This is a genomic window from Salinicola peritrichatus, assembly GCF_003206715.1.
Taxonomy (GTDB): Bacteria; Pseudomonadota; Gammaproteobacteria; order Pseudomonadales; family Halomonadaceae; genus Salinicola; species Salinicola peritrichatus.
In genome coordinates, this window is record NZ_PZJU01000006.1 from 22,085 (window position 1) to 48,159 (window position 26,075).

Here is a 26,075-nt window from a genome sequence, read left to right on the forward strand (position 1 = left end):
CTGCCATGAAATCCACGCCACGCCGACACCGATCCGACAGCGCTAAGGCCGCTGTGACGGCTGCCCAGGCCGCCTCTATGGGGCCGCTCGAGCCGCCGGCATTCGTGCGCGTGCGAGACCGTGACCGCCCGGCGTGGGACGCCATCGTGACCGCTCGAGCGCGTGACACGTGGACAGAAGCCGACCTGATGCTGGCGGCGCAACTGGCCCGCGCCTATGGCGACATCGCGGAGCTGGAGGCCTACATCGACGAGAACGGCATGATTCTAGGCGATCAAATCAACCCGGCCTGCACGCTGCTGGACAAGGTGAGCCGGCGAGCATTGGCGATGGCCCGCCAACTCAAGGTCGACACGATCAGCGTGGTGGGCAAGTCGCAGGATATCCACAAGGGTGCGGCACTCGAGCGTGGCGCCCGCCAGGGTATCGACGATGACGACGACCTGATTCCGAGGGCGCTGCAATGACCCGCGCCGATCGCGTGATTCGCTTCATCGAGCGCTACTGCGTCACGCCTGAAGGTGCAGGCGTGGGCAAGCCGATGGTGCTGGCGGACTTCCAACAGCAGTTCATCCGCGACATCTACGACAACCCGGCCGGCACACGGCGCGCGATCCTGTCGGTGGGCCGCAAGAACGGCAAGACCGGGCTGATCGCCGCCCTGCTACTGGCCCACCTGGTGGGCCCCGAGGCGAAGCAGAATAGCCAGCTCGTCTCCGGCGCCCTGAGCCGCGATCAGGCGGCGCTGGTATTCAACCTAGCGTCCAAGATGGTGCAGCAGTCGGCGGAGCTTTCGCGCATCGTGAGGATTGTGCCCAGTGGCAAGCGCCTCATAGGGCTGACGATGAATACGGAGTTCAAGGCGCTGGCGGCCGATGGCAAGACGGCGCACGGCCTGTCGCCGGTGCTGGCCATCCTCGACGAGGTGGGCCAGGTGCGCGGGCCACAGTCCGACTTCGTGGACGCGATCACTACCAGCCAGGGCGCCCACGAAAGCCCGTTATTGATCACGATCAGCACGCAGGCGGCGAACGATGCCGACCTGCTGAGCCAGTGGATCGACGACGCGTTGCGCTCGAAAGACCCGCGCACCGTCTGCCGACTCTACGCCGCGCCCGAAGGCTGCGACCTGATGGACGAGGAGGCGTGGAAGGCTGCCAATCCAGCGCTTGGCATCTTCCGCAGTCAGGACGATATGCGCGAGCAGATGGCGCAGGCCGAACGGATGCCGAGCATGTCGAACACCGCGCGCAACCTGCTGCTGAATCAGCGCGTGAGCCTGGATAGCCCGTTCATCAGCCCGGACGTGTGGGCCGGCTGCGCCGAGACGCCCGAGCCATTCGATGGCCCGGTCTATGGCGGGCTAGACCTGTCGGCTCGAACCGACCTCACCGCGCTGGTGCTGGTGGGCAAGGTCGGCGGCGTGTGGCAAGTGCGGCCTTACTTCTGGACGCCAGAGCAGGGGTTATTCGACCGCTCCAAGGCTGACCGCGCCCCCTATGACGTGTGGGCGCGCTCCGGACTGCTTCGCACCACGCCCGGCGCCACCGTGGACTATGAGGCAGTGGCCGCCGAGCTGGCGGACATCCTGCAGGACGTGGATCTGCACGCGCTGGCCTTCGACCGCTGGCGCATCGACATCTTCCGTAAGGAGCTGGACCGGCTGGGCATCGAGCTACCACTGGTCCCTCACGGCCAAGGCTTCCGAGACATGGCGCCGGCACTCGATGCCCTGGAGGCGGAGCTACTGAACGGCCGCATCGCCCACGGCAATCACCCGGTGCTGACGATGTGCGCGGCCAACGCCGTCGCCGTCACCGATCCGGCCGGCGCCCGTAAGCTGGACAAGTCGCGGCGAACCGGCCGCATCGACGGCATTCAGGCGCTGGCGATGGCAATGGGCGCCGCCCAGGGGGCCGAGGAGCCCGCCGATATCGAAACCGAGGTGTATTTCATATGACGACCGTCACGCTGCAGGAAGCAAAGGACCATTTACGAATCCTCGAGGATGACGAGGACGCTTACATTACCGGGCTGCTGGCAGCCGCTGAGGGCCACGTAGCCGGCTACCTTGGCGATGACCTGCCCGAGCCGATGCCGGCGCCTGTGCGCGCCGCCGTCCTTCTGCTGGTCGGCGACCTGTACGAGCATCGCGAGCGGCAGAACGATCGGGCGCTGTACGAGAACGCCACGTTTCATCTGCTGCTGAACCCCTACCGATCGCACGAGGTGCTGTGATGCGAGCGGGCAAGCTGCGACACCTGGTGACGATCCAGAACTTCAGCCAGACCCAGAACCAATATGGCGAGGTGATAACCGAGTGGATCGACGGCCCACGTATCCGCGCCAGTGTCGAGCCGCTGCGTGGGCGTGAATACTTCGCCGCAGCGCAGGTGAACGCGGAGACGACCTATCGCGTCCGATGCCGCTATCACCCGGAGCTGGCGACCGGTAACGCTACAAGCAAGCGCCTCACAGTACAGGGCATGATGTTCGAGATCGAGGCTGTGCTGGACGTGGAGCTGAAACACGAGTGGATGGAGATCATCTGCCATACGAGGTAGGAACCCGCAGCCAGTGCGGTCCCAAGAGGGAATAGACTGGCCGGGGATCAGTCGGACAGTGCCCCGATCGAGCAAAACCCCGACAGCCGGCAGGCGCAGTTCCTCGCGCCGTGGCCGGCATCTCTTATTTTCTGCAAACCATTGAAAAGCAATAATTCCTGCACAGGTCGGGGTTTTACGAAGGTCTCGTAAAACCCATCAAACGGTGGGATTTTCGGCACTACCCTCGAAAGCGCCTTTCGTTGCTACCTGTTGCCCGCCACTGCTACCTATTTGCTACCTAGTCGCTAAGCAACGAAAAACCGCCACCCGGCATGATCCGTAAGTGGCGGTTTTTACTAGCCATTCTGGTCGGAGCGACAGGATTCGAACCTGCGACCTCTGCAACCCCATTTTGGCGCCGATAGGTAGATATGCCGTTGATAATAAAAGAGAAACGCGAGAATGGGATAGGGGCTAAAACGCTCGATTCGCTCCATATGAATCAATGGGTTCTATGAGGGTTTTGGAAGGGATAGCAAGGCGTTCATGTCGTACACATTGCCTTTGGCAGCCTGCCAGCGTATGCCATGCCCGTCGAGGTAATGCTGGGTCATTTCTTCGTCGGCGTGCCCCATTAAAATTTGAATGTCGCCAATGGGCACGCCTTTGAGCTCGAGTAGCCGAGATCCTAGCGAGCGGATCTCATGGAAGGTCGGCTGTTCTTTTTCCGGCAGGCGCGCGATGCTTTGAACTTTCACCCGCAACTCTGCGAACTGCCGAGAAATCTTGTCTGGCGTGACACTACTCCAATGCTCGCGTCTCTTCGCTGCTTTCGTTATCCGCCTCGGCGTTCTGTGGACGATGAAAGGGGAGACTGGCGGTAATTGCCGACTTCGCTGAATGAGGCTTTCTATTGCTGGAGTCATCCCGATCGCGACGTAGGCGGTCTTTGAGCGCTCCCGCGTTTTCTGCCGGACGTAGTGTAGGGCGTTGTCGTAGATATGGTCGTACCGGGCTGCCGCGGCTTCGGCCCGGCCAAACAGGCAGACAAGAGCCATCTCCATGGCGATCTGAAACCACTCGGGCGCCATGGCGTAAATCGCCTTGTATTGCTCGATGGTGAGCCGCCTGCGCTGCTTCTCGTAGGATTCATCGCTCTTCCGTGTCGGAGCTATCGGGTTTCCATTCATCCAGCCCTTCGTCTGCGCGTAGTCGAAGATCTGCGACAGCACCGACCGGTACTGGATGTACGGGTCGCCTTTGAAGTTTTCGTCTAGGTACTCGGCGCACCAACGAGTGTCTATCTGGTCCAGGCGCGCGTCACCACGATCTTTGATGATGCGACCCGTCCGGTAATGCTTGTTCTGCTTTGTGCTGTCACTGAGTTTTCGGTGATCGTCTACACGTTCTTTCAAGAAGAGCTTTGCCGCATGTTTGAGCGTGACCCCCTCCAAACCCATCACGCGGGCGACCAGGTCAGAGCTCTTCATCAGGCGGGCATTGAGCACGCGAGCCGCCGCTTGTGCCTTGGCCTTATCGGAGCCCATACCGTGCCATTTTTGGGTAACCGGATTCTTGTACGAGTAATACCCGCGACTTTCATATAGATTGGGTTCCAGCCCTCGCTTGCTGCGAGAGCGCGGTCTTGCTGCCACTAGGCACTCTCCATATTCTTCAGCACGTCATCGGCCAGATCGTTGCCGGTCTGATTACGCTCTGCGTCGACATCGATATACCAATTCCCACCGATACGCTTTGCCGGGATCGTCCCGTCATTACACCAGCGCCGAACCGTAGAGCGCCCGGGCGGCTTGCCCAGGAAGCGTGCTTTTCGCCAATCATCAAGGCTCATGAGCTTACCAGTCGACATCATGTCCTCCTTGCCGTTGGCCTGACAGGGCCGAGCAGGCACAAAAAAGCCGGCAGGTGCCGGCGTGTCATTTTCCGTCTGTAGTAGGCGCCTATCCCGAGCTCTTCCTCGGTCGCCCGCGCGCCGTGACGGGCTTTTCCACGGCTTTCTTGAGAGCGGCTTCCCGGCTCAGACCCTTCGCTTCCAGCATCCTCAGCCTCGTTTTCAACGTGCCGAGTGGCATACCGGCTTCTTCGGCGATGCTCGACAGGCTGCGCGCGGCGCGTTCAGGCTTTTTCCTGGCCTTGGTCAGTGGCTTGTCGTGTGTCGTGATTTTCATCGGCTGCTGCCTCCTAGCTCAGCCTCTGCCTGGCGCCACGCTTCCTGCACTGCATGAAACGCCTCTGCACTCCCGCCACGATCCGGATGTGTCTCGCGAAGCTTCCGCCGGTATGCGGCTTGCACCTCCTGACGATCACTGCTTTCCGTGCCGAGTATCGTTCGCCAGTGCGGCCGACCCATGGCCTCCGGACTGGCCAGTTGGGCAAAGCCGGTGAATGCGGCCCGCATCAACCCGGCATCGTGGCGCTCGATGGTGCGCAACGATTCGATCACGTCGGCGATCGCGGCCAGGTTGTCAGCGATACGGGTGTAGACGTCGCACGGTATGCACTGCTGCTGTCCGTCCAGCTCGAAGTAGACCGCGGCGCCAGGGTCTTTCGGCTCACGCTGACCAGATCGAGGCAGGCCGTCGCTTCGGAGTGCCAGGTCGGAGCTGATGATGATAGTGTCCGGCGGCACCCGATAGGGATGGCCTGCGCGGGTGTATCGATCGAGAGCAGAAAGCACGCGGTCGCGACCCTCGGCCAGGGTCAGCTCCTTCAGACCCCAGCCCTGCGCGTTGCGCTTGCCAAAGCGGCCGGATTTGCGGTCATTGGCTAGCGTTCGCGGCTTGCCCGGCGGCCAGCATAGTGGCGAGGCCGTTATCGTCACGACTCACCTCCCAAGTTATTCAGAATCTGATCGACTTCTCCCACAGCTATCTGTGCTGCTGCGTAGTCAGCCGCAATCGCCCTGTGCATTCCTCCTTCTATCGACCGATTAGCCTGCTTATACAGCCCGGCGTGGCGCATGCAGCCATCGAACAGTTCACCTTTCGTTTTACGAAACAGTGCCGCCGAGCTGTCTTCCAGAACACAAACGCCGGCGATGGCCGGCGCGAATTGATTGGTGTAGGTGGTTGTGGTGGTCATGCGGCCCCCTTGATCCTTTGCGCGTAAGCGTGCCATGCATCTACGTCGCGCTTCTGGACTGATACCGTGTCATCACCTCGCTGCCACGTGACTCTCCCCTGAAGGCCGGGGACGCGCATGTCTACTCCAGGCTGATTGCTTCGCGAGGTGCCATGAAAGATGTAGGTGATCTCTGCGCCGGGGAACTTCGCCCGAGCCTCATCGGCAACGGCCCGTTCCAGCTCCTGCCGCGCCTTAATCTCGGCTACTTCGGTATCGTGGTGCTCGGAGTTGTAGTAGGTCCAGTTGCCGACGAAGACAGGGTCACAGTCTTCCTCTTCGTCGTGGATCAGGTCTTCATAGATCACCTGGTCGCACCCGCAATTGCACGGAACCCGCCATCCTTGATCTATTAGCGCGTGATCTGGAACACCACCGCGACGGCCGGCATATTGATCAGCCCATGGCGCACGCCGGCAAAACTCGACGAACTCCCATTCGGTGCCAAGCTCACCGGCACCTTGCCGGCGAGCGGCCGCGCTGTTGGTGGCGAACACGATGCAGCAATGAGCTTCGTGGTCTTCCTGAACATGATATGCCTTCAGTTGCATGAGAGTCTCCTCACGGTGTTGGGACGCTCGGCTCGGCCTCGCCACCCAGCCATTCCAGCAGGCTGGCGATAACCTTCGACATCGCGTCGCTCCACAGCGCGAAGTCCGTTTCGAGTCGCACGGCAGGGTCGTCGCCGTCATCGGCCTGGCTGGCTTCATCGAGCAGCGCGTCGTCGAACTTCAGCCCCTTGATGCTCAAGTCATCGTAAAGCTGGAACCGCGCGAGACCTTCGATGCCAATGGCGAGACGCGTGGCCTGACGTCCCCCTTCCAGCAAGTGCTGCATTTCCTCGCTGTCCAGATCGACCTGGCGCGCGCGGTAGATTCCCTCATCCTCTGCGGCACGCAGTTCGACCTGGTCGCCCAGCAGCAAAATCGCCGGCCGGCTGCCTGGATCGCTCAGCCACTGCGTCATGCCGCGTGCCGGTGGTGTGCGTGTCGCCAGCGGCGTGACCTTGAGCGAGCCCAGCGACTGCCGCAGCAGATCCAGCGCTTCCTCGGCGGCTTTTCGGCTGCCGGCGTTGATGCCGATGATGCGGTTCGCGGTGTCCCACCAGACATCGATCCGCTTCGTGCGCGTGAATGCCTGCGGTAGCAACTCTTCCAGTACCTGCTCCTTGAGTAACTGGCGCTCACGACGGGACAGGGGCTGGCCCTCAGCGGCTTCGCGGGCCTCTGCCCGTTCGGCCACTTCGTCATTGACCACCGCCGCAGGCAGCAGGCGCTCCTGCTTGAGCATCGTGATCAGGATGTGGCGCTGGATCTCGTGGGAGAGCGCCTCGCTCTGCTTGCCGGCCGGCGTAGTCCAACCGACGCGGCGCATCTCTCGCGGCGACACGGGGCGGAAGGCGAACTCGGCCAGTGCGGCTTCGAGGTCTTCGAGCGCGATCGCCTGTTCGTCGCCGTGGATGCGGTAGAAAAACATGGCTTTGGGGAACATTACGGATCTCCTAGAACGAAGAAGCCGCCCCAGAGGCGGCTTCGTTGATGATTAGCTTTGTGTCTCGATATGCCTCGATGAACGTCACCGCCGCTTCCGCGACGATCGCGTTTCCGTAGGCGCGCAGTCGTCCCACTCGGGAGGGAGCCCCATGAGCCAGCGGGAGTGTGCCGGGTTCAACTGGCCGCCACTTTCCATCCCGGCAGAAGATCCAGTCAGCATCTCGCCAGAAGCCGTTAGTCGGGCCGGGCCGCACATCTTGGCGATCCCCTGATTCGATGGTCGCGGCTTTGTCTTGTCCCCCTGGTCGTACTGGTAGTCGCCTCGGCGGCTGTCGATCGTCGTGGGCGTCTGCCATCCGGCCATCTCTGCCTGGAGGTTCAGCGCCGTCAGGCTGACTCCGCACTTTCCGTCGAGTTTCCGTTTCCGATCGAGAAATGCTTCCGGCGACCCACCGGCTTCCGTTGTTGTGGGCGTTCCCCAGCCTGCCAGCATCGCGAAGTCGTTCAGGTTCGATCCGTGACGAGTTTCGCCCATCGCGCGCTTCGCTTGGCCACCGCCTGTGCTGTCGCTGGTTTGGGTTGTCGGCCAGCCCGTCAGCAACAAACCACAGCCGTTGTCGCCAGTGCGGCGCGCCGACGCCCGCAGCGCACAGATCCGCCGTCCCGACGGCGTAGCCCGTTCCTTCCAGGTCAGCTTGCACAAGGTCGAGCCAACCGAGGCCGTCCTTGCTCGCAACCTGCTCGCCAAAGACGACTGGAGGGCGGCACTGTTCGATGAGATGGTGGAACGCTGGCCATAGGTGCCGCTCGTCAAGCATTCCAGATCGGCGGCCTGCCGCGCTGAAAGGTTGGCAGGGGCAGGAACCACTCCAAACAGGTCGACTATCTGGCCAGCCGGCACGCCGAAGCGCGTAGGACCAGACACCGATTCCGGCGAAGAAGTGGCACTGCGTGTATCCATGCAGGTCGCTGGGATAGACATCGCGAATATCTCTCTCGTCTACGTCGCCGGGCGCGATGTGGCCGGCCTCGATGAGGTTTCGCAACCACTGCGCGGCGTATGGGTCGAACTCGTTGTAGTAGGCGCGTGGCATGCGTCCTCCAGAACCAAGGAAGCCGCCAATCAGGCGGCCTCGTCGTCTTCAAGCACATCGAATAGCGATGGCATCGACATCTCTCGTTCAGCGGCCGCGCAGTAGGCGGCGCCATCCAGGTAATAGGCGGGATTGAGCTCGACGCCGCGGCCGCGACGCTTGAGCTTCACCGCACAGTACGGCACGGTCATTAGCCCGCCGAACGGGTCGAAGATCTCTTCGCCGGGCATGCTGTACTGCTCGATGCAGCGCTCGACGATGTCGATCGGCAGTGGGCACAGATGCTGATCCTTGCCCTTCGAGGCCTGGCTGGTGTTGAGCGTCCGCATCCTGACCACGTCTGCCCATACGTCCGGGTGCCAGCTCTGCGGCTGTAGCAGCATGAATGTCGTTGGCAGCCATCCCGATTCGTCGACGGCTTCGGCAATCTTCACGTTGTGCCGGTAGTCGTAGACGGTCTCCAGGCTGTAGCGCTTGTACAGTTGGAAGATGGCGGCCTGATCCAGTGATTCGAGCTCTTTCGGATCGAGCAGGCGGTCGCCGCTGGACCGCATGAATCCATGGGCGTCCATCTGCCAGCGCGCGCGAGAATATTCGGCCTTGTTCTTCACGACCGGCGTGTCGGCATAGCCGTTGCTGGGATCGCTCGTCGGCTTTCGGAACACCAGCAGGTACTCCGGCATGCCGTTGCCCATGCGCGAGCCGTCCTTGCACTGCTCGGACCATCCCAGCCGGTAGGTCTGATTGTTCTCGCGTACGACATCGGTGACGATCGTCTTCCTGGCCAGGAACGCGAAGCCGTGCTTCGTGAAGTTGGCAACGGTCTCGTCGCTGAACGGGTGGACGGTCTGGAAGCCGAACCCGTTGATGCCGCCCGGCGTGATTCGGTCCTTCACGTGGATCGCCGCGACGCGCCCCGGTTTCAGCACGCGCAGCAACTCCGGTACCAGGTAGTCCATCTGCTGCCAGAAATGCGCGTTATCGTCGGTGTGGCCGAAGTCGTTATAGCTCGGGCTGTACTCGTACTGCGTCGCGAACGGAATGCTGGTCACGATCAGGTCGACGCTGTTCTCGTCCATGCTGCGCGTCTCTTCCACGCAGTCGTTGTTGACCACCGTGTAGTCTTGGCCACTCGCCTCGACGCGCTTCACGCCCAGCGAGCGAGCTAGCGTTGCCGCCATGGCGGCATGGGTGAGGCCGTACTCTCGTATGAACTCGGTCATCTTCTTCACCATCGTGTCGTGCTGGCGCCATTTCCGCTCGAGCTGACGCTTCACCTCGACTTCGGCTTCGGTGTAGATCAAATCGATCCGGACCGGCCTGGTTTGGAGGAAGCGCTGGATGCGGTGAATGGCTTGAATGAAGTCGTTGAACTTGAACCCGATGCCGAGGAATACGGCCCAGGCGCAATGCCGCTGGAAGTTGCAGCCGCTGCCGGCGATGGAGGGCTTGGCGGCGAGTTCCTGGAAGCGACCGTCACTGAAATCGACGATGGCCTGTTCGCGCTTGTCCAGGTCCTGGCTGCCGTAGACGCTCACGATATCGGGAATCGCTGACTCGATGGCGTGACGCTCGGCCTCGAGGTCGTGCCAGATCAGACGGTGCGCCGCCGGATCCTCGGCGCGGATGGCCATGAGCTTGTCGATACGCGCCGGCAGGCTGTCGCGTTTCTCGCGCGCCGCGTCCTGGATGCCGATCGCGGCATTGGCGAACAACCGGCCCTGGCCATCTTTCTCGGCGCCGGCCTTGGTGTGGTCGCTGGGAATCTCGTGCCAGCGCACATCCATTGAGGGGAGTTCGTAGCCCTCGTCGCTGAATCCGAGATCGGAGGGGCGCTGGACGAACAGCCCCCAGCTCGCTACCCACAGCCAGAACTCCTTCTCCTTGTGCGGGTGCAGTGTGAGCTTGTCGGCCTTCTCGGCGTTGCGCTTGAAGAAGCGCGTCTTGGCCTGGCCGACGTCCATGATGCCCAGGAAAGCCGCATAGGCGAGCAGCTCGATGTACTCGTTCGGGCTCGGCGTTGCCGTGGCCACGAACCGGTACCGGATCCCTTCGGTGCGGATCCCGTTCTTCCGGTCATCGCCGGCGAACAGCGCCATGAACTCGCGGAAAGTCTTGCTGCCGCCGAAGCCGCGCAGGCAGGATGCCTCGTCGAGCGATGTCACGCTGAACAGCCTGGGATCGAGCTTACCGTCGCGCACCGACTCGTAGTTTGTGAGGTAGATCGCCTCCGGGTCGGTAGCCTCCTCGATCCGGCGGATGAACTTCACCTTGATGCCGAGCATCTCGGCGTCACGCCGGAACTCTTGGCGAACGCCCAGCGGGATGACGATCAGCGCCATGCCGCCGGCACGCTCACGACAGATCCGCACCGCCTCGAGCTGAATAACAGACTTGCCCAGGCCAAAGGCGGCGAAACAAGCCCGACGGCCGCCGTCGACCATCCACTGCACCATGGCGCGCTGGTGATCCTTCAGGATTGGGTTGATGTCGGCGGGGGCGATCGGTACGCCATAGACAGGCGCGACCGCGACCTTCGCCTTGAGGAAGTCGTGGTATTCCATGGATGCTCCAGAACTAAGTCGGCCACCGCGTGGGTGGCCAATCAAATAGGGTGGGACTCAGTCCCGGTTGTCTTCGGCCCACGCCTGATTCCACGAGTCGATGACTCGATAGACGCGACGAACCAGCCATGGCGTCACTGCAACGCCGACGGCGGTGAATGCTATCCAAGCCATGGCTGCCTCCGGCTAGAAGTGGTTGAGCCGCTTGGCCCGGCGCCGAGCTTTCCGCTTGGCTGCCTGGCGCTGGTGGGATTTGACGCTGCCGGCCTGGGCGCGCGGCATCGGCTGGATGTAGGGCGTGGCCTGCGTGCATCGGGGCAGGTTCCAGTCCTGAGCGGTGGCGCTGAGCATGCGGGCAACGGCGGAGAGGATGGTCATCAGTAAGCCTTTCCTCCGGCCTTGATGCGATTTTCCGGCTTGTGATCGGCGCGCCGCGCGTTGTATTCAAGTTTCTCCACCATGGCCCCGATGATGTCGTAGCCAGCGCGGCCTGCCAGGTCATAGATCCGTATGACAGCATCGGCCAACTCAACCTCGACCATCTCGCGGTGTGGCAGTTTGTCGTCCATCAATCCTTTGCGATGCCCCTCCATTGCCTCGCTGATTTCCGAATGAATCAGGCACAGCTTTTGCGCGAATCGCTCCGGGGTGAGTTCGTAAGCCTGCCCAGTTTTGGCATCAGACCACCATCCGGCGGCGCATGATCTCTGATAGCACAGCCTTGCCAGTTGTTCGGCGCCACGCTGGTCGAACTCTCCAATCATCGTGCTTTTGCTCATCATCATCTCCTTGAATTGGGGCCATCTTGACGCGGTGGCACACGGCCCGGTCAGTGCATGACGGGGTCAGGTTTCACCGCTGGATGCTGCTTGATTTTTTCGAGATAGCGCTGCATCAGATGCTCGTCGGCTTCGCGGAAGCGCTCGAAACTCGCGATCTTCGCCATCTCGCACATTGCCGGCAGCAAGCCGGTATACGATTCGTCCGTCACGAACACTGGCTGACCATCCGTATCGATCACTGGAATCTCTACAAGTCTCTTGCCAGTACGTTTTTCTGTGACGTTGATTGCATGGCCTTCTCCCCGAACAACGAGGAAAGCAAATGCTTCGATGGTTTCGCCCTGGTGGTTGCCATCAAGCACTTCGAGACGAAGGTCGCAAAACGCTTCTACCTCAGTCGGTCCCTGGTCGGTCTGCACCAGTCGCATGAAGTCTTCATCGCCAATCGGCTCTACCGTTTCTTCGAGCTGCATGATGATCTCCTTGAATTCGATGGCCCCGTCTCGTGGGGCATCCGGCTTTGCCTGGGCCTACCGCATTTGCGGTTCCGGTCATCCGTAAACGCTCGACCCCATGCCGAGCGCCCACGGGTAGTCCCGGGAGTGCGGCCCATCTCAGCTGCTGACGTGGATATTGGATACGCAAACCACCCGCCGGCCCGTCCGAGCGAGCAGCGCGGTGCGGCGGGGTGTCCTAATCAGAAGGGGATTTCGTCGTTGAAATCGTCGAAGCTGCCGGGCGCCGGCGCTCCGTAATTCTGCTGACCGCCTTGCGGCGGTTGGTTCTGCTGCTGTGCGTAGTTGGATTTAGCCTGCTGATAGCCGCCGTAGTTCGGCTGTTGTGACGATTGCTGCTGCCCACCTTGGCCGCCAACCAGATTGATCTCAGAAACCTTCAGCGTTACCGCAAACCCTGGGCTGCCATCTTTCTTTTGAAACTCACGCGTACCAATCTCACCAGATACGAACACCTCCTGCCCCTTGACGAGGTATTGAATCAAGCCACCCTCGGCGCGCTTTCCCCAGATCGAACAATCCAACCAGAGAGTGGACTTGTTCTGCCCAAAGCCGACATCCACCGCGACGGGAAATCCCGCCACGGCATGGCCGCCTTGGGTCTGGCGAACTTCTGCCTGACGACCTACGCGTCCGACTGCTGTGTAAACACCCATTTCATACCCCTTGGTTAAATGCAGTGTGGCGGACATCGCCGGCGGCGATAGCAGTGAGAGCAGCGTGAGCGGATTGTGTGTCCAGACCGGCATCGATCAGATCGGCCAGGGCCTCATTCCAGCGAGATTGCTCTTTGACATGAGCGGCCTGCGGCTCATCGAAACCAGGATCAAAACCGATCCACTCAGGGGTATCCGATGGCGCAGCGTACGTTACCTGCTGTGCCGGATCATCCGCCGGGGCAGTCACCGCGGTGGCGGCAGCTTCCTGCTGCTCCTTAAATCGACGCAGTTCTTCTAGCTCGGCGCGCTCCGCTTCCTGGCGCTCTGCTTCTTCTCGCAGCCGGCGGCGCTCTGCCTCAACTTCCGCTTGCTCGGCGGCGAGTCGTTCACGTTCCAGCGCGGCAGCATGCATGTCGCGGAGCGTATTGATGACGTTAGCCTTCGCGTCTTCGGCTTCGGCAGTGATGTCGAAATAGTCGCCAGTGCTGATATCGAGAGCCGAGTCGTATAGATCGGCCAGGGCAGTGGAGTCGAGGCCCTGGGCGGTATCGAGATAGCTGTTGATCTCCCGATCGAGGCGCTCGCGCAGCCGGGCGATGCGTTCTTCCTTTTTGCGCTGTTCTGCCTCGTCCGCGGCCTGCTTCGCATCGCGGTGCGGCTTCTCAAGTTTCTCGATTTCCGAGATCAGTGATTTGCCATAGTTGTTCACTCGCTCGATGAAGTCGCGGTGTGGCTTAGTGATCGCCAGTCGGGCTTTGTCTGTCCCGGTACGGTAGCCGGTTAGTTCCTTGATCGATGCCTTACCGGCCTTGTAGCCCTCTGGAGTCGAGTAGTCCGGCACGTTGCCGTGGCGGGCGCGGAGTTCGGCCAGCGCCTGCTCGACGCGGTTCAACTCGACGAGCTCGGTGCCGTAGGGCTCCTGGTCGTTCAGTTTCTCTGCTGTGTTAGCCATTGGTGGTCTCCTTCTTATCGGCCAGATTGCGCTTGGCATTTTCAATGCCATCAGCCATGGCCTGACGGATCATCTGGATGCCCTTATCGGGATCGACTCGGGCGACGCTGGCGCGATCGCGAATCCGGTTCAGAATCGCTTCTCCGGCCATCTGGATGCTGCGGGGGTGCGGGATCTTCTCCCGCAGAGTGGTGCATTCGCGCTTGAGCCAGTCGGCATACTCGTCGCGATACTTCTGCAGCTCGGAATCGAAGTCATCGGCGGCGGCCAGGCGGGTCTCTGCTTCTCGAACCGCTCGATAGCCCTGGTCATCGAACAGGCCGGAAAAGATGTCGGCGGCGAAGCCGAGGCAACTGAGGCACTTCTTCATAGCGTCGGAGACCGATTTCTTCGGCGCTTCGCCGTCAGTCATCCACGTGCCTTTGTTGGTGCGGTAAACGGCGCGGGTATGGCCGTACTGAGTGACCTCGCCGCGTTCGCCGTGCCATTTGTACCAGAGCGTCAACCGGATGGTATGGGTCTGCTCGTGGGCGATCAGGCTGCCGGTCTGGGGATCGATGACCGGCGCGCCCTGGTCGAATCGCTCTTCGTCGATCCCGTAGCCCCAGCCCAGCCCCATCGGACCGAATACCTGAGTAGCTAGCCGGATCATGTGCATGGTGTCGATCGCGGTGATCGACTGGCCGTTGACGTTCGCCTGCTTGGTTGCGGTTGTGGGCGTCTTCTCGACCTGCTTCCACAACGCCATGTGGTCGGCTGCGCACGCCGAAGCCTGCGAGCCGCCCGCGTGGGTGACTTGCTGATTCATGAAGTTCTCCGGGAGAGATGCCGGCGGGCGCCGGACGGGGTAATGCGGTGGGCTAAGCGGCGGACTTGAGTAGGCTCTCCAACTTGCCGTCCTTAACTTCCCAGCCGATGGCCGCAAGAGCGCTATCGACGGCTTCAGTGTGTTCTCGAACGAGCCGATCATCTTCAGGCTCACAGCCAAGCGCGAGGCAGGCAATCCACGCCGCCGCCCAGTTCCATATCTCACGCAGCACGTTATCGAGGCTGTCACTGCGCTCGCCGGATAGCCATCGGCTCATCATCTCGGCATACGCCGGATGCTCGTAGCAGTGATCGAGTACGTCCTGGCAGTCATAGACCAGATTGACGCCGGCGTAATCCTGGCGATCGGCCAGGGTCATGAAGGCGCGTTCCAATTCCCCATCTAGCAGTGCATTCCTGTCCATATCACACCCCCAGTTGCTGCCGCGCAGGCAGGTTGCGGAGCTTCATTTCGAACTCGACACGGCGCTGAATATTGACCGGGTCAGTAGGCGGCCGACATCCGATCAAAGGCCGGCCGGTGTCGATTACTGGCTTGCCGGCAACCCGGCACTGCGCCCGGTACTCGATCATCCGAGCGCGTCGATCGTTTGCGGTCATGGCCGCCTCCTTGGAATAAAAAGCGCCCGACGAATGCCGGGCTAAAGGCCGCTGGGACGCGGCATGCAGGGGAACTTCGGGGTGGGCTCTGCCGAACATCTCGCAGCATGTCGGCTACATTGGCCCGTGACGCGAGGGGTGCTGCGACAACATCATCGCCACATCAGCCTGCGTATTCAGAGCCCACTCCGAAGGACAGATATTCTCATCCTCTGCCGTAGCGCTATGCCGCGTTACCCAGCGGATCGGGTGGTGCTCATACATCACTTCCAGCTACGGTTTCGCGGATGTCGTCGATTACGCATTCTGGAGACCATCCACGCATGAAATACGTGTGGTAGCGATATGTGTCTAGCGACAGGTCAAGCCCATGATCGTCGGCTTCGTCTTTCAAATGCTCAAGCCAAGTCTCGTAATCCATCACCCTCTCCTCTGGTTGTCGATCCCGCATACCACTCGTCGAATGGCATCTGGGATCGGCCACTGCCGTAGCAATGGCCATGCCTTTTCTAATGGCGCTTGATGAGATCGTCGATTGAAACCTCACGCCCTGATGCTCGATGTAAGCTTGGGCCTGCATCGATGTCGTCCTCGTCGTCCCATACGAGAAAGTAACGCTCTCCAATCCGTCGCGGCTGGCTAAAATCGGCACCACTTGCGCCAGCGTTCTTAATTGCTTGCACGACCTCGTCATATTCGTCTTCTGACAAGCCAGCGGTTTTGACGTAATCTCCACGTTCCATATAGTCTCTCCAAAACCAAAACCTGCTGCCCATCAACAGGCTTTGGAAGCGGGCCTCGCCGTGGCGAAGCCCTGAATCCTGATCCGTAACACGACCCGGCATCGCTCTCTGCCGTGGGGTGCCAGCCCCAACGCCTTGGCCCTCAATCGCCCGGCGATCAAGCTGCAAGCTCGTGCGTGATCACTCCGCGCTTTAGCCGATTCAACTTCATCGGTATCAGTTGCCAGTTGCCGTACCAGTGGAGTCCGCAGACGTTCGGGTCGATGATCGGCACGATGTGATCGACCTCGAACTTGATCCCGGTCCATTCCTCGTACTGCTTGGCAAGCTGTCGCAGATGCTTCATCCGAGCCTTGTTGCGTGCCATGAACAGGGGATCATCGATATTCAGCGTTCCGGCCTTAGTGAGCTTGACTCGACGCTTTCTGGCCGCGTCAGCCCTTGGGCTGAATCGGTTGTAGTCGACGAAGTATTGACGGTTACGCTCCTGGTAAGCCTGCTGATAAGCCTTGTTTCGATCGGCGTTATCTCGCTTCCATTTCCGGTCTTTCTCGTACTTACACTGAAGGCACTCGCGCCACATGCTTCTTTCGCAGACGTGCCCCTTAGGGCACGGCTCTCCAGTGAAGTAGCGCTTCATGCCAAGTGCCTTTGCCTGCTTTCTTGAAATGATGTGAACGTGAAGCATGGTTTTCTCCGTCTTCGCATCCAGAGGCGCCCCAAAAGACGCCTTTGGATGCGCCCTCGCCGAGGGCGCTATCTCTCGCACAGATGATGTCGCCATCGGCTTCCACGGGGTGCCGCCCCGGTTCCGCCTCCATACCGACCCTCAATTGCCGGATGACCCGCGACGGTCGCCATACTGTGGTTGGCCGCCTCCGCATGCGGGATAGCTGTGCGTGTACTTCGCCGAGTTGATAAAGAACTTGCTGTTGCCCGGTCAGCATCCGGCGGCCTGGTAGGGCCGGCGATCCCTAGAAAACAACCTAAGTTGTTATGTAAGTTATACCTAGGTTGTTTTGTCGTCAACACCTAGGTTGTAAATTTTTCGCGGGAAGCAGATGAGGAGTTTGATGCAGGCACAAAAAACCCGCCGGGCGGCGGGTTGGGCGAGGGAATAGAAATGCTATGTTAGGCGTAAGCGCTCAATAGTCGCTACGGTGTCAAAGGACGGGTCGTTAATATCGAAGAATACTTCGGCGAAGCCGTAAGCGTCTTGCCAGTTCGGATGGGCCATTTCGAACATTCGTAGATGATCTTTGATCACAGCCACCACCTCCCTCGTATCTGTCCCGGCTGTAATTTGCCTGTCCATGACCAGCGCCGTAACTGTCTGGGAAAGCCTTCTTAAAAACTCTTCATACGCAGCACGACCTTTGTCTTTGCCAAACCAGGTGCGTTTCCCATGGCTTTTGATCACCTTCGCCATAGCGACGACCAGCCCTTGAAGCGCTGTATAGGTATGTTTTCTTGTCAGCGCCAGCCTTTGTTGAAATAGTTCATTCCCTGCCATGTTATGCCTCTACTTATTTACGTTTCTGCCCCTGCAAAGATCACTGTCCCCACGATCCGGCAGTTCCCGTTGATGGCGATATAGGGCTCAGGCCAATTAGGGTTCATGGCTTTGAGCATCTTCTGTCCGCCGTCTTCGATGTATTGCTTGAACGTGGCTTCGTTGGAGTCGCTCAGCATGGCGACTACTTTCTTTCCGCTGATCGCCACTACTTCGGGATCGACAAAGATGATGTGGCCTTGCGGGAAGTAGGGCGCCATGGAGTCGCCTTTGACCCGCAGTGCGAATGTGTAGGGACTGCACGGAACCGGGCAGGGCCAGTGCCTGGCTTCCGACACGTCGATCTGAGAAACGTCGACAGATGTCCAGGCACCTGCCTGAACCCACGATAGCTCTGGCACTGATCGAGCGTTGGATAGCGACCCTACATATTCGACGTTCGATTCTTGAACTTTCCGGTTACGTCCATCCTCCTCACCGGCTTCAAGCCAATCAGCCGTGACCCCCAGTGTGCGGGCGATAGAAGACATGAAGCGCGATCGAGAAGATCTTCCGCTTTCAAGTTTTTGATAGGCCGCCTGAGACATGCCTGATTTCTCAGCCACCTGATCCTGAGTAAGGCCAGCTTGCAGTCTGGCGGCGATCAATCGATCACGTAATGTTTTCATTTCGTCAAGCTACAACCAAGGTTGTGAATTGACAAACAACCTAAGTGGTCTTTAAATACAACCTATGTTGTTTGAGGAGTGCGGTTATGCCCGCTTTGGCTGCGAAACCCGACATGGCTATTCAGCGCCGATTGGTTCGTGAAGCGATGAAGCTTCACAACGATAGCCAGTCAGCGCTGGCCGACTCCGTAGGGTGCTCTCAGACGATGATCTGGAAGCTGCTCAACGGTAAATCCCGCATCTCTGTCGAGATGGCTAGACGTATCCACCGCGCTACCGATGGTCGATGCCCCGAGCATGAATTCCGCCCCGATTTTTTCGAGGCGCCTGAAGAGGCCGCCTAAAACTCTGCGCCGTCCGTGAGGCCCGCGTGCAATCGCAACTGACTGAAGGATCAACGTCATATGCACTCTCGCTTTATCGAAGACCGGCGCTGCAAGGCTGACGGCGAACATCTCGATAACCCGGTGAAGACACGACTCACCGACGAGGAGTTCGAACGCCTGGAGCGGCATGCCGAGAAACGCCACGCCGGCGTGCTCTCGCACACCATTCGCGAGTTCGTGCTGCTCGGCATGGACATGGCGGAGCAGCGCCAGGCCGCGCTCGTCGACGTGCTCGACAGCGGCCAGAACTGGGATGAGCTACAGCGCGACATCATGCAGGCGCTGATGGCTCAGATCGTAGACCAGCGCATGACCGAGCGGCTTGCCGCGAGGGTAGTGCAACAGCAAACGGCCTGACAGGGCCGAGGAGTCGCCCCATGGAACCGATCAATCGTTCCGATATTCGAGGTTCTTTGGACCGGATGAGCGCAGCCGGAAGGGCAGAGCTGCATCGTGCAGCCGGTGAGCGCGGGATCACTGCCGAGCAGTTTTTCGTCGACGTGATTTTCGAGAATGCCGGCGGGCTGCAGGAGCAGTTGTATTCGCTGCGGCAGGCCATGACGCGCTCGCATCTGCGGGCGGTGAAGTAGGGGAGTAGAGCGCCTTGAGAAGGGCGCTTTGCTTCGTAGATACAAGGCCCTGTCAGGCCAAATCCGGACAGGCGAACATGAAAAAGCCCCGCAGGTTGTGGCGACCAGGGCGGGGCTATCTCACTAACAGAGCATCAAGCACAAGCAAGGAATTCAATATGCCTGATCTTGCCCATGACGTAAAGCCCGGACGGTTCCAGTCGAGTGTGGTCGCTGGCCCTTGGCCTTCATACGTCCATTTTCGAAATCTGCCGGAGCGCGACCGCTGGGTCATGTACGGACACGCCAAGCGTGTGCGCCAGGACATGGAAGATACCGGCTTCGAGTTCACCGAGACCTACGAACAGTTTATCGCCCGCGTGTGCCGCGAGCTGGAGATTTGAGCATGGATTTCGACGATTTCTTCATGACCTTTCCAGAAGAAGTAGCTGAGCAGCTCCGCAAAGACGCGGAAGCAGAAGAAATTGCTGTCAGCACTTTCAAAAACTTCATCCGTGAAAATCGAGACATCCTTTCTCCAATCTCCAGGTGGGGTGACGGGAAGTGCGGCTACATGAGAGAGCTTCTTTGCGAAGAGTTCGGCATTAACCCCTTTGAGAACGAGCCTCGCGGTTACAGGAAGCAGAAAATCTCACAGTCCTTGAGAACCAAAGTCTTCGAGAGAGATGAGTACCGCTGCAAGTGGTGTGGTGATCACAAAAACCTATGCGTCGATCACATCTACCCCGAATCCAAGGGCGGCAGCCTGGAGCTTTCAAACCTTCAGACTTTGTGCCGCACCTGCAATCTCAAGAAAGGAGATCGGGTATGAGCATCCGCAGAGCCCCTCGCCCCGAGAGCAATTTCTACCTGCTCGATAAGCGCATCAGCGAAGACGAGCGCCTTTCCTGGGCTGCTCGCGGGATGCTCATCTTCCTGCTGGGCAAGCCTGATCACTGGATTGTGTCTGTCGCCAACCTGATCAATGAAACCGCCGGGTCTAGCAAGAAGTCAGGTCGTGATGCGGTGTACGGCACACTGAAGGAGCTTGAGCGGGCAGGCTATCTGACTCGCGAGAAAGCCCGCGCCGATGGCGGAGAGTTTGGTGGAGTTGATTACGTCGTCCACGAGTCACCGCTTACGGAAAAGCCGCACACGGCGAATCCGGATACGGTCAAACCGCACACGGCGAATCCGGATACGGTCAAACCGGATACGGCGAATCCGACACAAGTAAGTATTGAAGGGGTAGTAAGTAATGAAACCCCAGCAAGGAATGAAACCTCTTTGGCGTCTGGCGACGCAAAGCGAGCGAAGAAAAACACGCAGCTTCCTGACGACTTTCAGCCCAACGACACGAACCGTCGCATTGCTGCCGAGCGTGGTGTGAACCTGGAAGATGAGCTGGCGAACTTCAAGGACTACCACGGCGCCAAGGGATCCAAGTTCAAGGATTGGAATCTTGCCCTGAACACCTGGCTTCGCCGGGCACGCGGCACCAAGGTGCCCGGCAACGTCCACCCGTTCCCGGGGAGGCCGCGCCCGCAGCACAGCAACCTGGATCAAGCCACCTCGCACGGCCTCACGCCGCGTGCTGACGGGACGTATTCGCTATGACCGAGACATCGATCATGGGCGTCCTGGAAACGCGAGCCGCGCATTGCGATCAGCACGGGGACTATGAGTCTTTGCTGCTGAACGTCGGCGGCAAGCGTTGGACAGGGTGCCCGCAATGCTCGCAGGCGGCGATCGACCGAGCCGAAGCTGAGCGCGAACAAAACCAGGTCGTCGATCTTCGCAGCCAGCGCGGTCAGGCCATGTTCGAACAGTCCGGCATTCCTGCGCGCCTGCGTGAGGCCACACTCAAAAACTACGTCAGCGCGGGCGACTCTCAGCAGCGCGCCCACAAGCAGGTATGCGAGTACGCTCGCCACCTACCCGAACGTCTTGGCGACGGCAATGGGTTGATCCTGATGGGCAATATGGGGACTGGCAAGACGCATCTCGCTGTCGGGCTGATCCGGCACTGTACTCGCAACCTCGCGGTCGCCGCCAAGTACACCACCGCGCCGGCGCTATTCTCCCGCATCCGAGCCTCATACAACTCTCACACCGAAACCGAGGCCAAGATTCTCGCCGAGCTGATCGCCGCCCCTTTGCTGGTGTTGGATGAGATCGGCGTCGGCAAAGGTTCCGACAACGAGTTGAACGTGACCTATAGCCTGCTTGGCCAGCGTTACGACGAACGCCGACCGACCATCGTCATCACCAACCTGATGAGCGAGGAATTCAAGGCGTGGTTGGGCGAACGCGTCGTCGATCGCATGCGCGAGACGAACCCTGTCGTCCTGTTCGATTGGGAATCGCACAGGGGGCGCTCATGAACCTGTACAGCCAAGACGCAGAAGCGTCAGTCGTGGGCGCTGCGCTGCTCAAGCCTGATCTGATCGCCGATCTTTCCGAGGCCGTGCGACCCGAGGACTTCGGATACATCGAATACCGTATTATCTGGAGCGCAGTGATCAACATGGCCCGCCGCGGCGAGGAGATCGACGCGATCACTGTGTCCGAGTACCTGGCATCCTCAGGCACGCTGGATGATGTCGGCGGACTGGCAGCTATCAGCGAGATGGCTCGCAGCACGCCTTCGACGGATAACGCCGGGTCATACGCCGGCATTGTTGCCGACCTGGCACAGCGACGTGCCCTGATCGCCATGCTGCCGGACTGTGAACAGGCGATAGCCGAGCGCGACAAGCCGGTCGACGAGATCGTCACCGCGCTGCAAGGCCGTCTTGAGTCTACGAGGCGCAAGACTCGGCAGCGGCTTCTTCGCGCCGCAGAGTACCTGCCGACAGAATTCGCCGATCCGTTGGACCGGAAATTCAACGGCCAGGAGGAGTCCATGGGTGTCTCCTACGGGCTTCGCGACCTCGACAAAAACACAATGGGCATGAAGCCGAATGAGCTTGTCGTGGTCGGCGGTCGACCATCGATGGGCAAGGCGCAGCCGCTCGACGCCAAGGTGCTTACGCGACGCGGCTGGAAGCTGATGGGGGAGATCCAGATCGGTGACGAACTGGCTTCAGTGGACGGGAAACTATCGTTCGTGACGGGAGTATTCCCGCAGGGTGTGAAAGATATTTACGAAGTGGCGTTCTCGGATGGTCGCTCAACCCGCGCTTGCGCTGAACACCTATGGAGCGTCACCTATCGCGATTGGGACGGGCCGCGGGTAGTGTCCACCGCCAAGCTGATCGACATGCTGGGCAAGAAGCGCTACCAGAACCGCCTTTGGATCGATGTTTACCGCGGCGACCATGGGCATGACGAAACGCTGCCGCTGCATCCGTGGGTTGTAGGCGCCATGATCGCAAACGGCAACGTGACTGACGGCACGCCGCGGATCAGCACTGGTGACCCCGAGAATCTCGACAAGCTGATTGAGTTGATGGGCGGCGCCGTCTCGCCAACACCGGACGGTGATTGCTCATATCGCCTGAAAGGCGTCAAGCAGAAGAACGCTCTGGCTGACGGGCTCAAGCAGATCGGTATGTGGGGTTGCTTGTCCTACGAGAAGCGAGTCCCCGCGGCGTATTTGGAGGCACCGAAGTCTGACCGCATTGACCTGCTCGCCGGCCTGATTGACAACGATGGCTGGGTAGAGAAGTTCGGTGCCGTCCTGTACTCCACCTCAAGCCGCGGCCTGGCGGAAGACGTCCAGTACCTCGTTCGCTCCTTGGGCGGGGTCTGCAACATCGCAACCAAAGAACCTGCGTACCGCGGCAAGGAAGGCGAGCGACTGATCGGCAGGACGCATTACACCTGCACGATATGCCTGCCCTGCTTCGATGGCGTGGTCACGCTGCCGCGGAAGCTGGAGCGGATTGGGGCGAAGAAATCCAACCGCCAGAAGCGCATCAATGTCGCCAGTATTCGCTTGGTATCACGCGAGCAAGCGCAGTGCATTTCTGTATCTCATGATCGCCACCTGTATGTGACTGACGACTTTATCGTCACTCACAACACCGCGTTCATGATGAACACGCTTCGCGCTGCGCTTCGAGGTGACAAGCCGATACTGGTCGAGAGCCTGGAGATGAAGCGACCAGCGCTGTTCAACCGTCTCGTGGCCGGCATGGGTGGGTTTCCAATCGCCGCTCTGCAAGATCCTCAAAATAATGGGATGGATGAGTACTGGACCTACCTTTCCGCCCCGATGCTGACGATCAAGAACAGTGATCTGTACATCAACGACGAGACGCCGCGCACCATCAGCCAGATCCGCGCCCAGGTGAAAGAGATCCACGACCGGCACGGCTCGATTGGTCTCGTGATGATCGACTACCTGGGCAAGGTCAAGGTCGAGGGCGACTACGGGCTACGTCATGACCGTGCCATTGAGGAGGTAGTGACCGGCGCCAAGGCGATCGCCAAGGAGTTCAACTGCCCCGTGATGTTGCTTTCCCAGCTCAACCGGAAGCTGGAAGAGCGCCCGAATAAGCGCCCGAATATGGGCGATCTCAAGGATTCGTCGGCCATCGAGCAGGAGGCCGACACGATCCTCTTTCTGTACCGCGATGAGGTCTACAACAAGGACAACCCCAACAACAAGGGGCTGGCCGAGATCATCATCGCAAAGCAGCGCGAGGGCATTACCGACACCGTTCACGTCGTTTCCCGTCTCAGCCATGCCCGGTTCGAAGACCTGGCGCCGTCGTATTACGCAGAGGAGGCCTCATGACCATCCACAGCTTCAACGACGCAAACGCGCGCCGAATCGTTCTCAACATCGTGAGTTGCCATCAACCGATGACGCTGACCGATATCGCGCATGCCGCGTCCCATCATTTCGGCCGGGCCTTGAGCCGGGAAGAGATCGAACAGGCAATCGACGGACTGCGCGAGCGTGGCTACCGAATCGAATCTCACGACGACGGTATTGCGGTCGAGTATTGGGTCGAGGAGCCGACAGGAGGTGATGCCGCATGAACTCCATCGAGAACCGCTGGCACCAGGCAGAGCTCGATTTCCTGATCGCGAAGTACCCACTGCCGGGCTGGACGGTGCAGGCGATACAGCTGGCTCTGCCAGGCCAGCGCCGGACCGTGGAGGCGATCAAACGCAAGGCCGCCTATCTCCAGTTGTCCCGGCTCCGCCGCGACGCCGTCGAAGAGATCCGCGGCCGCATGGTCGAGGACATCTACGACATGTGCGTGCTCGATTACACGGTCGAGCGGATGGCGGCGGAGCTCGCCAGCCAGTATCGCATACCCGTGAGCGAGGACCTGGTAGGCCAATTGATGCGGGAACGGCTGAATCCGTGCACGTATCGATGCTGGTTGCAGCGCTATCACGAGCGCCAGGTGCGCGGGCAAAAGCGGGGCTGGGAGACGACAAGGAGAGCAGCATGACGGTATTCACCGATACGGCGGCCGCCATCGACGAGGCGGTCTGGTTGGCCGGCATGACCGATCAGGCGCACGTCATTGTCCGCTGCGAAGGCGGGGTGGCTGTTATGAGCTACGCCGATGCCTGGTTCCAACGCAAAGAGATCCTCGAGACGGTCCATCCGACTTGGGAGGCCGCATGACCAAATCCAAACGCCAGCCCATCTACCTGCGCACGGTTCGGCTCATCGATCCTCAGACGGGCGCCGAGGTGTCGGCAATGATTCCGGCCAGCGCCACAGACCAGAACCAGATCCGGGAACGGGGCATCACGCTGGGCAAGGTGCTACGTGCCGATTTGACTGAACCACGTAACCCGCAGTTTCACCGGCTGGCCCACGCAATCGGTGGTCTCTGCATCGAGCACATCGAGGCATTCGAGGGCCTGGGACAGCACGAAGCACTGAAGAAGCTTCAGCGCGAATCCGGCGTCGAGTGCGATATCAGCTACATCGAAATCCCTGGTGGTGGCGCACTCGAGCACCGGCAACCGCGGTCGATGGCGTTCGACAGTATGGACCAGACCCGTTTCTATCAGTTCGTGTCCGCGCTGTGTGGCTACATCGCCCGCACCTATTGGCCAACCTGTACAGCAGAAGAAGTCGAGGCAATGGCCGATGCGATGGTGAGGGAGGCAGCGTGAGCGACGTTCCTATCGATCCTCAAGATTTCACGGGAGGCCTGAAGGTCGTTGATATCGGCGACCTGCGCGTAGCGCGCGGCTGGTCTCGGCGGCCGGCGGTCACTTGTCGCCATCTCAACATGACGTATGACGATAAGGAGCGCCGAATCTGGTGCTCTGACTGTGAGACCGAGGTCGAGCCTTACGACGCCTTCAAGGTCGTGTGCGAGAACATCGATACAGCCACCAAGCGCTTGAAACGACGTGAGGCAAGCCTAAAGGAGGCCGAGCAATTCGCGCTGCGCAGCCGAGCGGCAAAGGTCATGGATGGGTTCTGGCGTGGCCGCTCGCTGGCGCCTCTCTGCCCGCATTGCAATGAAGCCCTTTTGCCAGAAGACGTGGTTAACGGGCTCGCAGGGTCGAATCCTGATTGGGTGCGTCGTCTGCGGAAAAAGCATAGGGAGAGGAAATGATGCTCACACAACGACAGGTAGTCCACCGCGACCGCAAATGGCTCGCCGCCGTGCACGAGATCGACCAGTGCGTGCTGTGCGGCGCCTGGGGCGTGCAGGCGGCTCATCGCAACCAGGGCAAAGGAATGGGGCGCAAAGCCGACGACTGTCTGACGGCCGCCATCTGCCCGGCCTGTCATCACGAGATCGACAACGGCACGGGCATGACCCGGGAACAGCGCCGCGCGCGTCTCGACGAGGCCGTGGTGCTCACGATCCAGCAACTGGCCCGGCGCGGGCTTATCGGGGTGAAGTGATGGGGCGCTTTAAATTCCCGATCCCGTTCCAGGTATATCAACCCACTCCATTTGACGCTGGCATTGAAGCATTCAACCGCGGCGAAGGATGGGACCGATGCCCTCGATATGAATCGGCACAAGACAGGTTGATGTGGCAGCGCGGGTGGAGCGCGGCCATGCGCGATCGGAGGGACGGCAG

40 protein-coding genes are annotated in these 26,075 nt (G+C 60.2%); 18 read left to right on the plus strand and 22 right to left on the minus strand.

The window, feature by feature from the left end; all coding sequences use genetic code 11:
* Nucleotides 1-5 precede the first annotated feature (5 nt).
* The 4 genes from DOM57_RS02020 to DOM57_RS02035 are packed head-to-tail and all read left to right on the plus strand — an operon-like array spanning nucleotide 6 to nucleotide 2,564.
* Entirely contained in the window at nucleotides 6-467 is a 462-nt protein-coding gene (locus tag DOM57_RS02020; RefSeq protein ID WP_110647555.1) for a P27 family phage terminase small subunit, read from the plus strand.
* Nucleotides 464-1,960, plus strand: coding sequence for a terminase large subunit (locus tag DOM57_RS02025; RefSeq protein WP_110647556.1), 1,497 nt, complete (start codon nucleotides 464-466; stop codon nucleotides 1,958-1,960). Before DOM57_RS02020 ends, DOM57_RS02025 begins: the two co-directional genes overlap by 4 nt.
* A complete protein-coding gene (locus DOM57_RS02030) occupies nucleotides 1,957-2,238 on the plus strand; it encodes a head-tail connector protein (protein WP_110647557.1) in 282 nt (93 codons plus the stop codon). The genes DOM57_RS02025 and DOM57_RS02030 overlap by 4 nt, the downstream gene beginning before the upstream one ends.
* On the plus strand, nucleotides 2,238-2,564 hold the full coding sequence (locus tag DOM57_RS02035; protein WP_110647558.1) for a phage head closure protein: 327 nt from the start codon (nucleotides 2,238-2,240) through the stop codon (nucleotides 2,562-2,564). The genes DOM57_RS02030 and DOM57_RS02035 overlap by 1 nt, the downstream gene beginning before the upstream one ends.
* 494 nt (nucleotides 2,565-3,058) lie before the next feature.
* On the opposite strand, the gene DOM57_RS02040 is transcribed toward DOM57_RS02035, so the two are convergent.
* From DOM57_RS02040 to DOM57_RS02135, 22 genes are all read right to left on the minus strand, one after another.
* Nucleotides 3,059-4,201 (minus strand): phage integrase Arm DNA-binding domain-containing protein, encoded by a 1,143-nt coding sequence (locus tag DOM57_RS02040; RefSeq protein ID WP_110647559.1) that lies wholly within the window; start codon nucleotides 4,199-4,201, stop codon nucleotides 3,059-3,061.
* Nucleotides 4,201-4,416: a helix-turn-helix domain-containing protein gene (locus DOM57_RS02045; protein ID WP_110647560.1), complete on the minus strand. Its 216-nt coding sequence runs from the start codon at nucleotides 4,414-4,416 to the stop codon at nucleotides 4,201-4,203. The genes DOM57_RS02040 and DOM57_RS02045 overlap by 1 nt, the downstream gene beginning before the upstream one ends.
* Nucleotides 4,417-4,507: 91 nt before the next feature.
* Entirely contained in the window at nucleotides 4,508-4,735 is a 228-nt protein-coding gene (locus tag DOM57_RS02050) for a hypothetical protein (protein WP_110647561.1), read from the minus strand.
* Complete coding sequence (locus tag DOM57_RS02055) at nucleotides 4,732-5,388, minus strand: J domain-containing protein (RefSeq protein ID WP_110647562.1); 657 nt, start codon at nucleotides 5,386-5,388, stop codon at nucleotides 4,732-4,734. The genes DOM57_RS02050 and DOM57_RS02055 overlap by 4 nt, the downstream gene beginning before the upstream one ends.
* Nucleotides 5,385-5,648, minus strand: a complete 264-nt coding sequence (locus DOM57_RS02060; protein ID WP_110647563.1) for a hypothetical protein — start codon at nucleotides 5,646-5,648, stop codon at nucleotides 5,385-5,387. Before DOM57_RS02060 ends, DOM57_RS02055 begins: the two co-directional genes overlap by 4 nt.
* Nucleotides 5,645-6,238 carry a hypothetical protein gene (locus DOM57_RS21985; protein ID WP_204352839.1) on the minus strand — a complete coding sequence of 198 codons (594 nt, stop codon included), beginning with the start codon at nucleotides 6,236-6,238 and terminating at the stop codon, nucleotides 5,645-5,647. The genes DOM57_RS02060 and DOM57_RS21985 overlap by 4 nt, the downstream gene beginning before the upstream one ends.
* Nucleotides 6,239-6,248: 10 nt before the next feature.
* Entirely contained in the window at nucleotides 6,249-7,178 is a 930-nt protein-coding gene (locus tag DOM57_RS02070) for a recombination-associated protein RdgC (protein ID WP_110647564.1), read from the minus strand.
* Nucleotides 7,179-7,188: 10 nt separating this feature from the next.
* Complete coding sequence (locus DOM57_RS02075; protein ID WP_110647565.1) at nucleotides 7,189-8,274, minus strand: DNA cytosine methyltransferase; 1,086 nt, start codon at nucleotides 8,272-8,274, stop codon at nucleotides 7,189-7,191.
* 29 nt (nucleotides 8,275-8,303) lie between these two features.
* A complete protein-coding gene (locus DOM57_RS02080; RefSeq protein ID WP_110647566.1) occupies nucleotides 8,304-10,838 on the minus strand; it encodes a DNA methyltransferase in 2,535 nt (844 codons plus the stop codon).
* A 186-nt stretch (nucleotides 10,839-11,024) separates the two neighbouring features.
* Entirely contained in the window at nucleotides 11,025-11,216 is a 192-nt protein-coding gene (locus DOM57_RS02085) for a hypothetical protein (RefSeq protein WP_110647567.1), read from the minus strand.
* Nucleotides 11,216-11,617: a nucleoside triphosphate pyrophosphohydrolase family protein gene (locus DOM57_RS02090; RefSeq protein WP_204352840.1), complete on the minus strand. Its 402-nt coding sequence runs from the start codon at nucleotides 11,615-11,617 to the stop codon at nucleotides 11,216-11,218. Before DOM57_RS02090 ends, DOM57_RS02085 begins: the two co-directional genes overlap by 1 nt.
* A gap of 50 nt (nucleotides 11,618-11,667) precedes the next feature.
* Nucleotides 11,668-12,093 (minus strand): hypothetical protein, encoded by a 426-nt coding sequence (locus DOM57_RS02095; protein ID WP_110647568.1) that lies wholly within the window; start codon nucleotides 12,091-12,093, stop codon nucleotides 11,668-11,670.
* Nucleotides 12,094-12,317: 224 nt separating this feature from the next.
* Nucleotides 12,318-12,791 (minus strand): single-stranded DNA-binding protein, encoded by a 474-nt coding sequence (locus DOM57_RS02100; RefSeq protein WP_162619418.1) that lies wholly within the window; start codon nucleotides 12,789-12,791, stop codon nucleotides 12,318-12,320.
* A gap of 1 nt (nucleotide 12,792) precedes the next feature.
* Entirely contained in the window at nucleotides 12,793-13,746 is a 954-nt protein-coding gene (locus DOM57_RS02105) for a hypothetical protein (RefSeq protein WP_110647570.1), read from the minus strand.
* On the minus strand, nucleotides 13,739-14,554 hold the full coding sequence (locus tag DOM57_RS02110; RefSeq protein ID WP_162619419.1) for a Rad52/Rad22 family DNA repair protein: 816 nt from the start codon (nucleotides 14,552-14,554) through the stop codon (nucleotides 13,739-13,741). Before DOM57_RS02110 ends, DOM57_RS02105 begins: the two co-directional genes overlap by 8 nt.
* A gap of 52 nt (nucleotides 14,555-14,606) precedes the next feature.
* Entirely contained in the window at nucleotides 14,607-14,933 is a 327-nt protein-coding gene (locus tag DOM57_RS21680) for a hypothetical protein (RefSeq protein WP_162619420.1), read from the minus strand.
* Between the two features lie 46 nt (nucleotides 14,934-14,979).
* Nucleotides 14,980-15,174: a hypothetical protein gene (locus DOM57_RS02115; RefSeq protein WP_110647572.1), complete on the minus strand. Its 195-nt coding sequence runs from the start codon at nucleotides 15,172-15,174 to the stop codon at nucleotides 14,980-14,982.
* Nucleotides 15,175-15,430: 256 nt separating this feature from the next.
* A complete protein-coding gene (locus DOM57_RS21685) occupies nucleotides 15,431-15,595 on the minus strand; it encodes a hypothetical protein (protein ID WP_162619421.1) in 165 nt (54 codons plus the stop codon).
* An 88-nt stretch (nucleotides 15,596-15,683) separates the two neighbouring features.
* On the minus strand, nucleotides 15,684-15,917 hold the full coding sequence (locus DOM57_RS21690) for a hypothetical protein (protein WP_162619422.1): 234 nt from the start codon (nucleotides 15,915-15,917) through the stop codon (nucleotides 15,684-15,686).
* Between the two features lie 157 nt (nucleotides 15,918-16,074).
* Nucleotides 16,075-16,605 (minus strand): hypothetical protein, encoded by a 531-nt coding sequence (locus DOM57_RS02125; RefSeq protein WP_110647574.1) that lies wholly within the window; start codon nucleotides 16,603-16,605, stop codon nucleotides 16,075-16,077.
* 438 nt (nucleotides 16,606-17,043) lie between these two features.
* Nucleotides 17,044-17,430 (minus strand): hypothetical protein, encoded by a 387-nt coding sequence (locus DOM57_RS02130; protein WP_110647575.1) that lies wholly within the window; start codon nucleotides 17,428-17,430, stop codon nucleotides 17,044-17,046.
* Between the two features lie 17 nt (nucleotides 17,431-17,447).
* The gene (locus DOM57_RS02135) at nucleotides 17,448-18,098 is read right to left on the minus strand and encodes a LexA family protein (RefSeq protein ID WP_110647576.1); all 651 of its coding nucleotides are present in this window, start codon (nucleotides 18,096-18,098) and stop codon (nucleotides 17,448-17,450) included.
* An 86-nt stretch (nucleotides 18,099-18,184) separates the two neighbouring features.
* Between DOM57_RS02135 and DOM57_RS02140 the strand changes: the two genes are divergently transcribed.
* From DOM57_RS02140 to DOM57_RS02205, 14 genes are all read left to right on the plus strand, one after another.
* On the plus strand, nucleotides 18,185-18,442 hold the full coding sequence (locus DOM57_RS02140) for a transcriptional regulator (RefSeq protein WP_110647577.1): 258 nt from the start codon (nucleotides 18,185-18,187) through the stop codon (nucleotides 18,440-18,442).
* Between the two features lie 60 nt (nucleotides 18,443-18,502).
* Complete coding sequence (locus tag DOM57_RS02145; protein ID WP_110647578.1) at nucleotides 18,503-18,841, plus strand: hypothetical protein; 339 nt, start codon at nucleotides 18,503-18,505, stop codon at nucleotides 18,839-18,841.
* A 20-nt stretch (nucleotides 18,842-18,861) separates the two neighbouring features.
* On the plus strand, nucleotides 18,862-19,074 hold the full coding sequence (locus tag DOM57_RS02150; RefSeq protein ID WP_110647579.1) for a hypothetical protein: 213 nt from the start codon (nucleotides 18,862-18,864) through the stop codon (nucleotides 19,072-19,074).
* A 158-nt stretch (nucleotides 19,075-19,232) separates the two neighbouring features.
* Nucleotides 19,233-19,457: a hypothetical protein gene (locus DOM57_RS02155; protein WP_110647580.1), complete on the plus strand. Its 225-nt coding sequence runs from the start codon at nucleotides 19,233-19,235 to the stop codon at nucleotides 19,455-19,457.
* Nucleotides 19,458-19,459: 2 nt separating this feature from the next.
* Complete coding sequence (locus DOM57_RS22180; protein ID WP_239496089.1) at nucleotides 19,460-19,885, plus strand: HNH endonuclease; 426 nt, start codon at nucleotides 19,460-19,462, stop codon at nucleotides 19,883-19,885.
* Entirely contained in the window at nucleotides 19,882-20,670 is a 789-nt protein-coding gene (locus DOM57_RS02165) for a hypothetical protein (RefSeq protein ID WP_110647581.1), read from the plus strand. Before DOM57_RS22180 ends, DOM57_RS02165 begins: the two co-directional genes overlap by 4 nt.
* A complete protein-coding gene (locus tag DOM57_RS02170) occupies nucleotides 20,667-21,437 on the plus strand; it encodes an ATP-binding protein (protein WP_110647582.1) in 771 nt (256 codons plus the stop codon). Before DOM57_RS02165 ends, DOM57_RS02170 begins: the two co-directional genes overlap by 4 nt.
* Nucleotides 21,434-23,797, plus strand: a complete 2,364-nt coding sequence (locus DOM57_RS02175; RefSeq protein WP_110647583.1) for a DnaB-like helicase C-terminal domain-containing protein — start codon at nucleotides 21,434-21,436, stop codon at nucleotides 23,795-23,797. The genes DOM57_RS02170 and DOM57_RS02175 overlap by 4 nt, the downstream gene beginning before the upstream one ends.
* Nucleotides 23,794-24,045 carry a hypothetical protein gene (locus DOM57_RS02180; RefSeq protein WP_110647584.1) on the plus strand — a complete coding sequence of 84 codons (252 nt, stop codon included), beginning with the start codon at nucleotides 23,794-23,796 and terminating at the stop codon, nucleotides 24,043-24,045. Before DOM57_RS02175 ends, DOM57_RS02180 begins: the two co-directional genes overlap by 4 nt.
* Nucleotides 24,042-24,467, plus strand: coding sequence for a hypothetical protein (locus tag DOM57_RS02185; protein WP_110647585.1), 426 nt, complete (start codon nucleotides 24,042-24,044; stop codon nucleotides 24,465-24,467). The genes DOM57_RS02180 and DOM57_RS02185 overlap by 4 nt, the downstream gene beginning before the upstream one ends.
* Nucleotides 24,464-24,646, plus strand: a complete 183-nt coding sequence (locus tag DOM57_RS02190; RefSeq protein ID WP_110647586.1) for a hypothetical protein — start codon at nucleotides 24,464-24,466, stop codon at nucleotides 24,644-24,646. Before DOM57_RS02185 ends, DOM57_RS02190 begins: the two co-directional genes overlap by 4 nt.
* Nucleotides 24,643-25,146: a hypothetical protein gene (locus tag DOM57_RS02195; protein WP_110647587.1), complete on the plus strand. Its 504-nt coding sequence runs from the start codon at nucleotides 24,643-24,645 to the stop codon at nucleotides 25,144-25,146. The genes DOM57_RS02190 and DOM57_RS02195 overlap by 4 nt, the downstream gene beginning before the upstream one ends.
* Nucleotides 25,143-25,598, plus strand: coding sequence for a hypothetical protein (locus DOM57_RS02200; RefSeq protein WP_110647588.1), 456 nt, complete (start codon nucleotides 25,143-25,145; stop codon nucleotides 25,596-25,598). The genes DOM57_RS02195 and DOM57_RS02200 overlap by 4 nt, the downstream gene beginning before the upstream one ends.
* Entirely contained in the window at nucleotides 25,598-25,894 is a 297-nt protein-coding gene (locus tag DOM57_RS02205) for a hypothetical protein (RefSeq protein WP_110647770.1), read from the plus strand. Before DOM57_RS02200 ends, DOM57_RS02205 begins: the two co-directional genes overlap by 1 nt.
* Nucleotides 25,895-26,075: the final 181 nt, after the last annotated feature.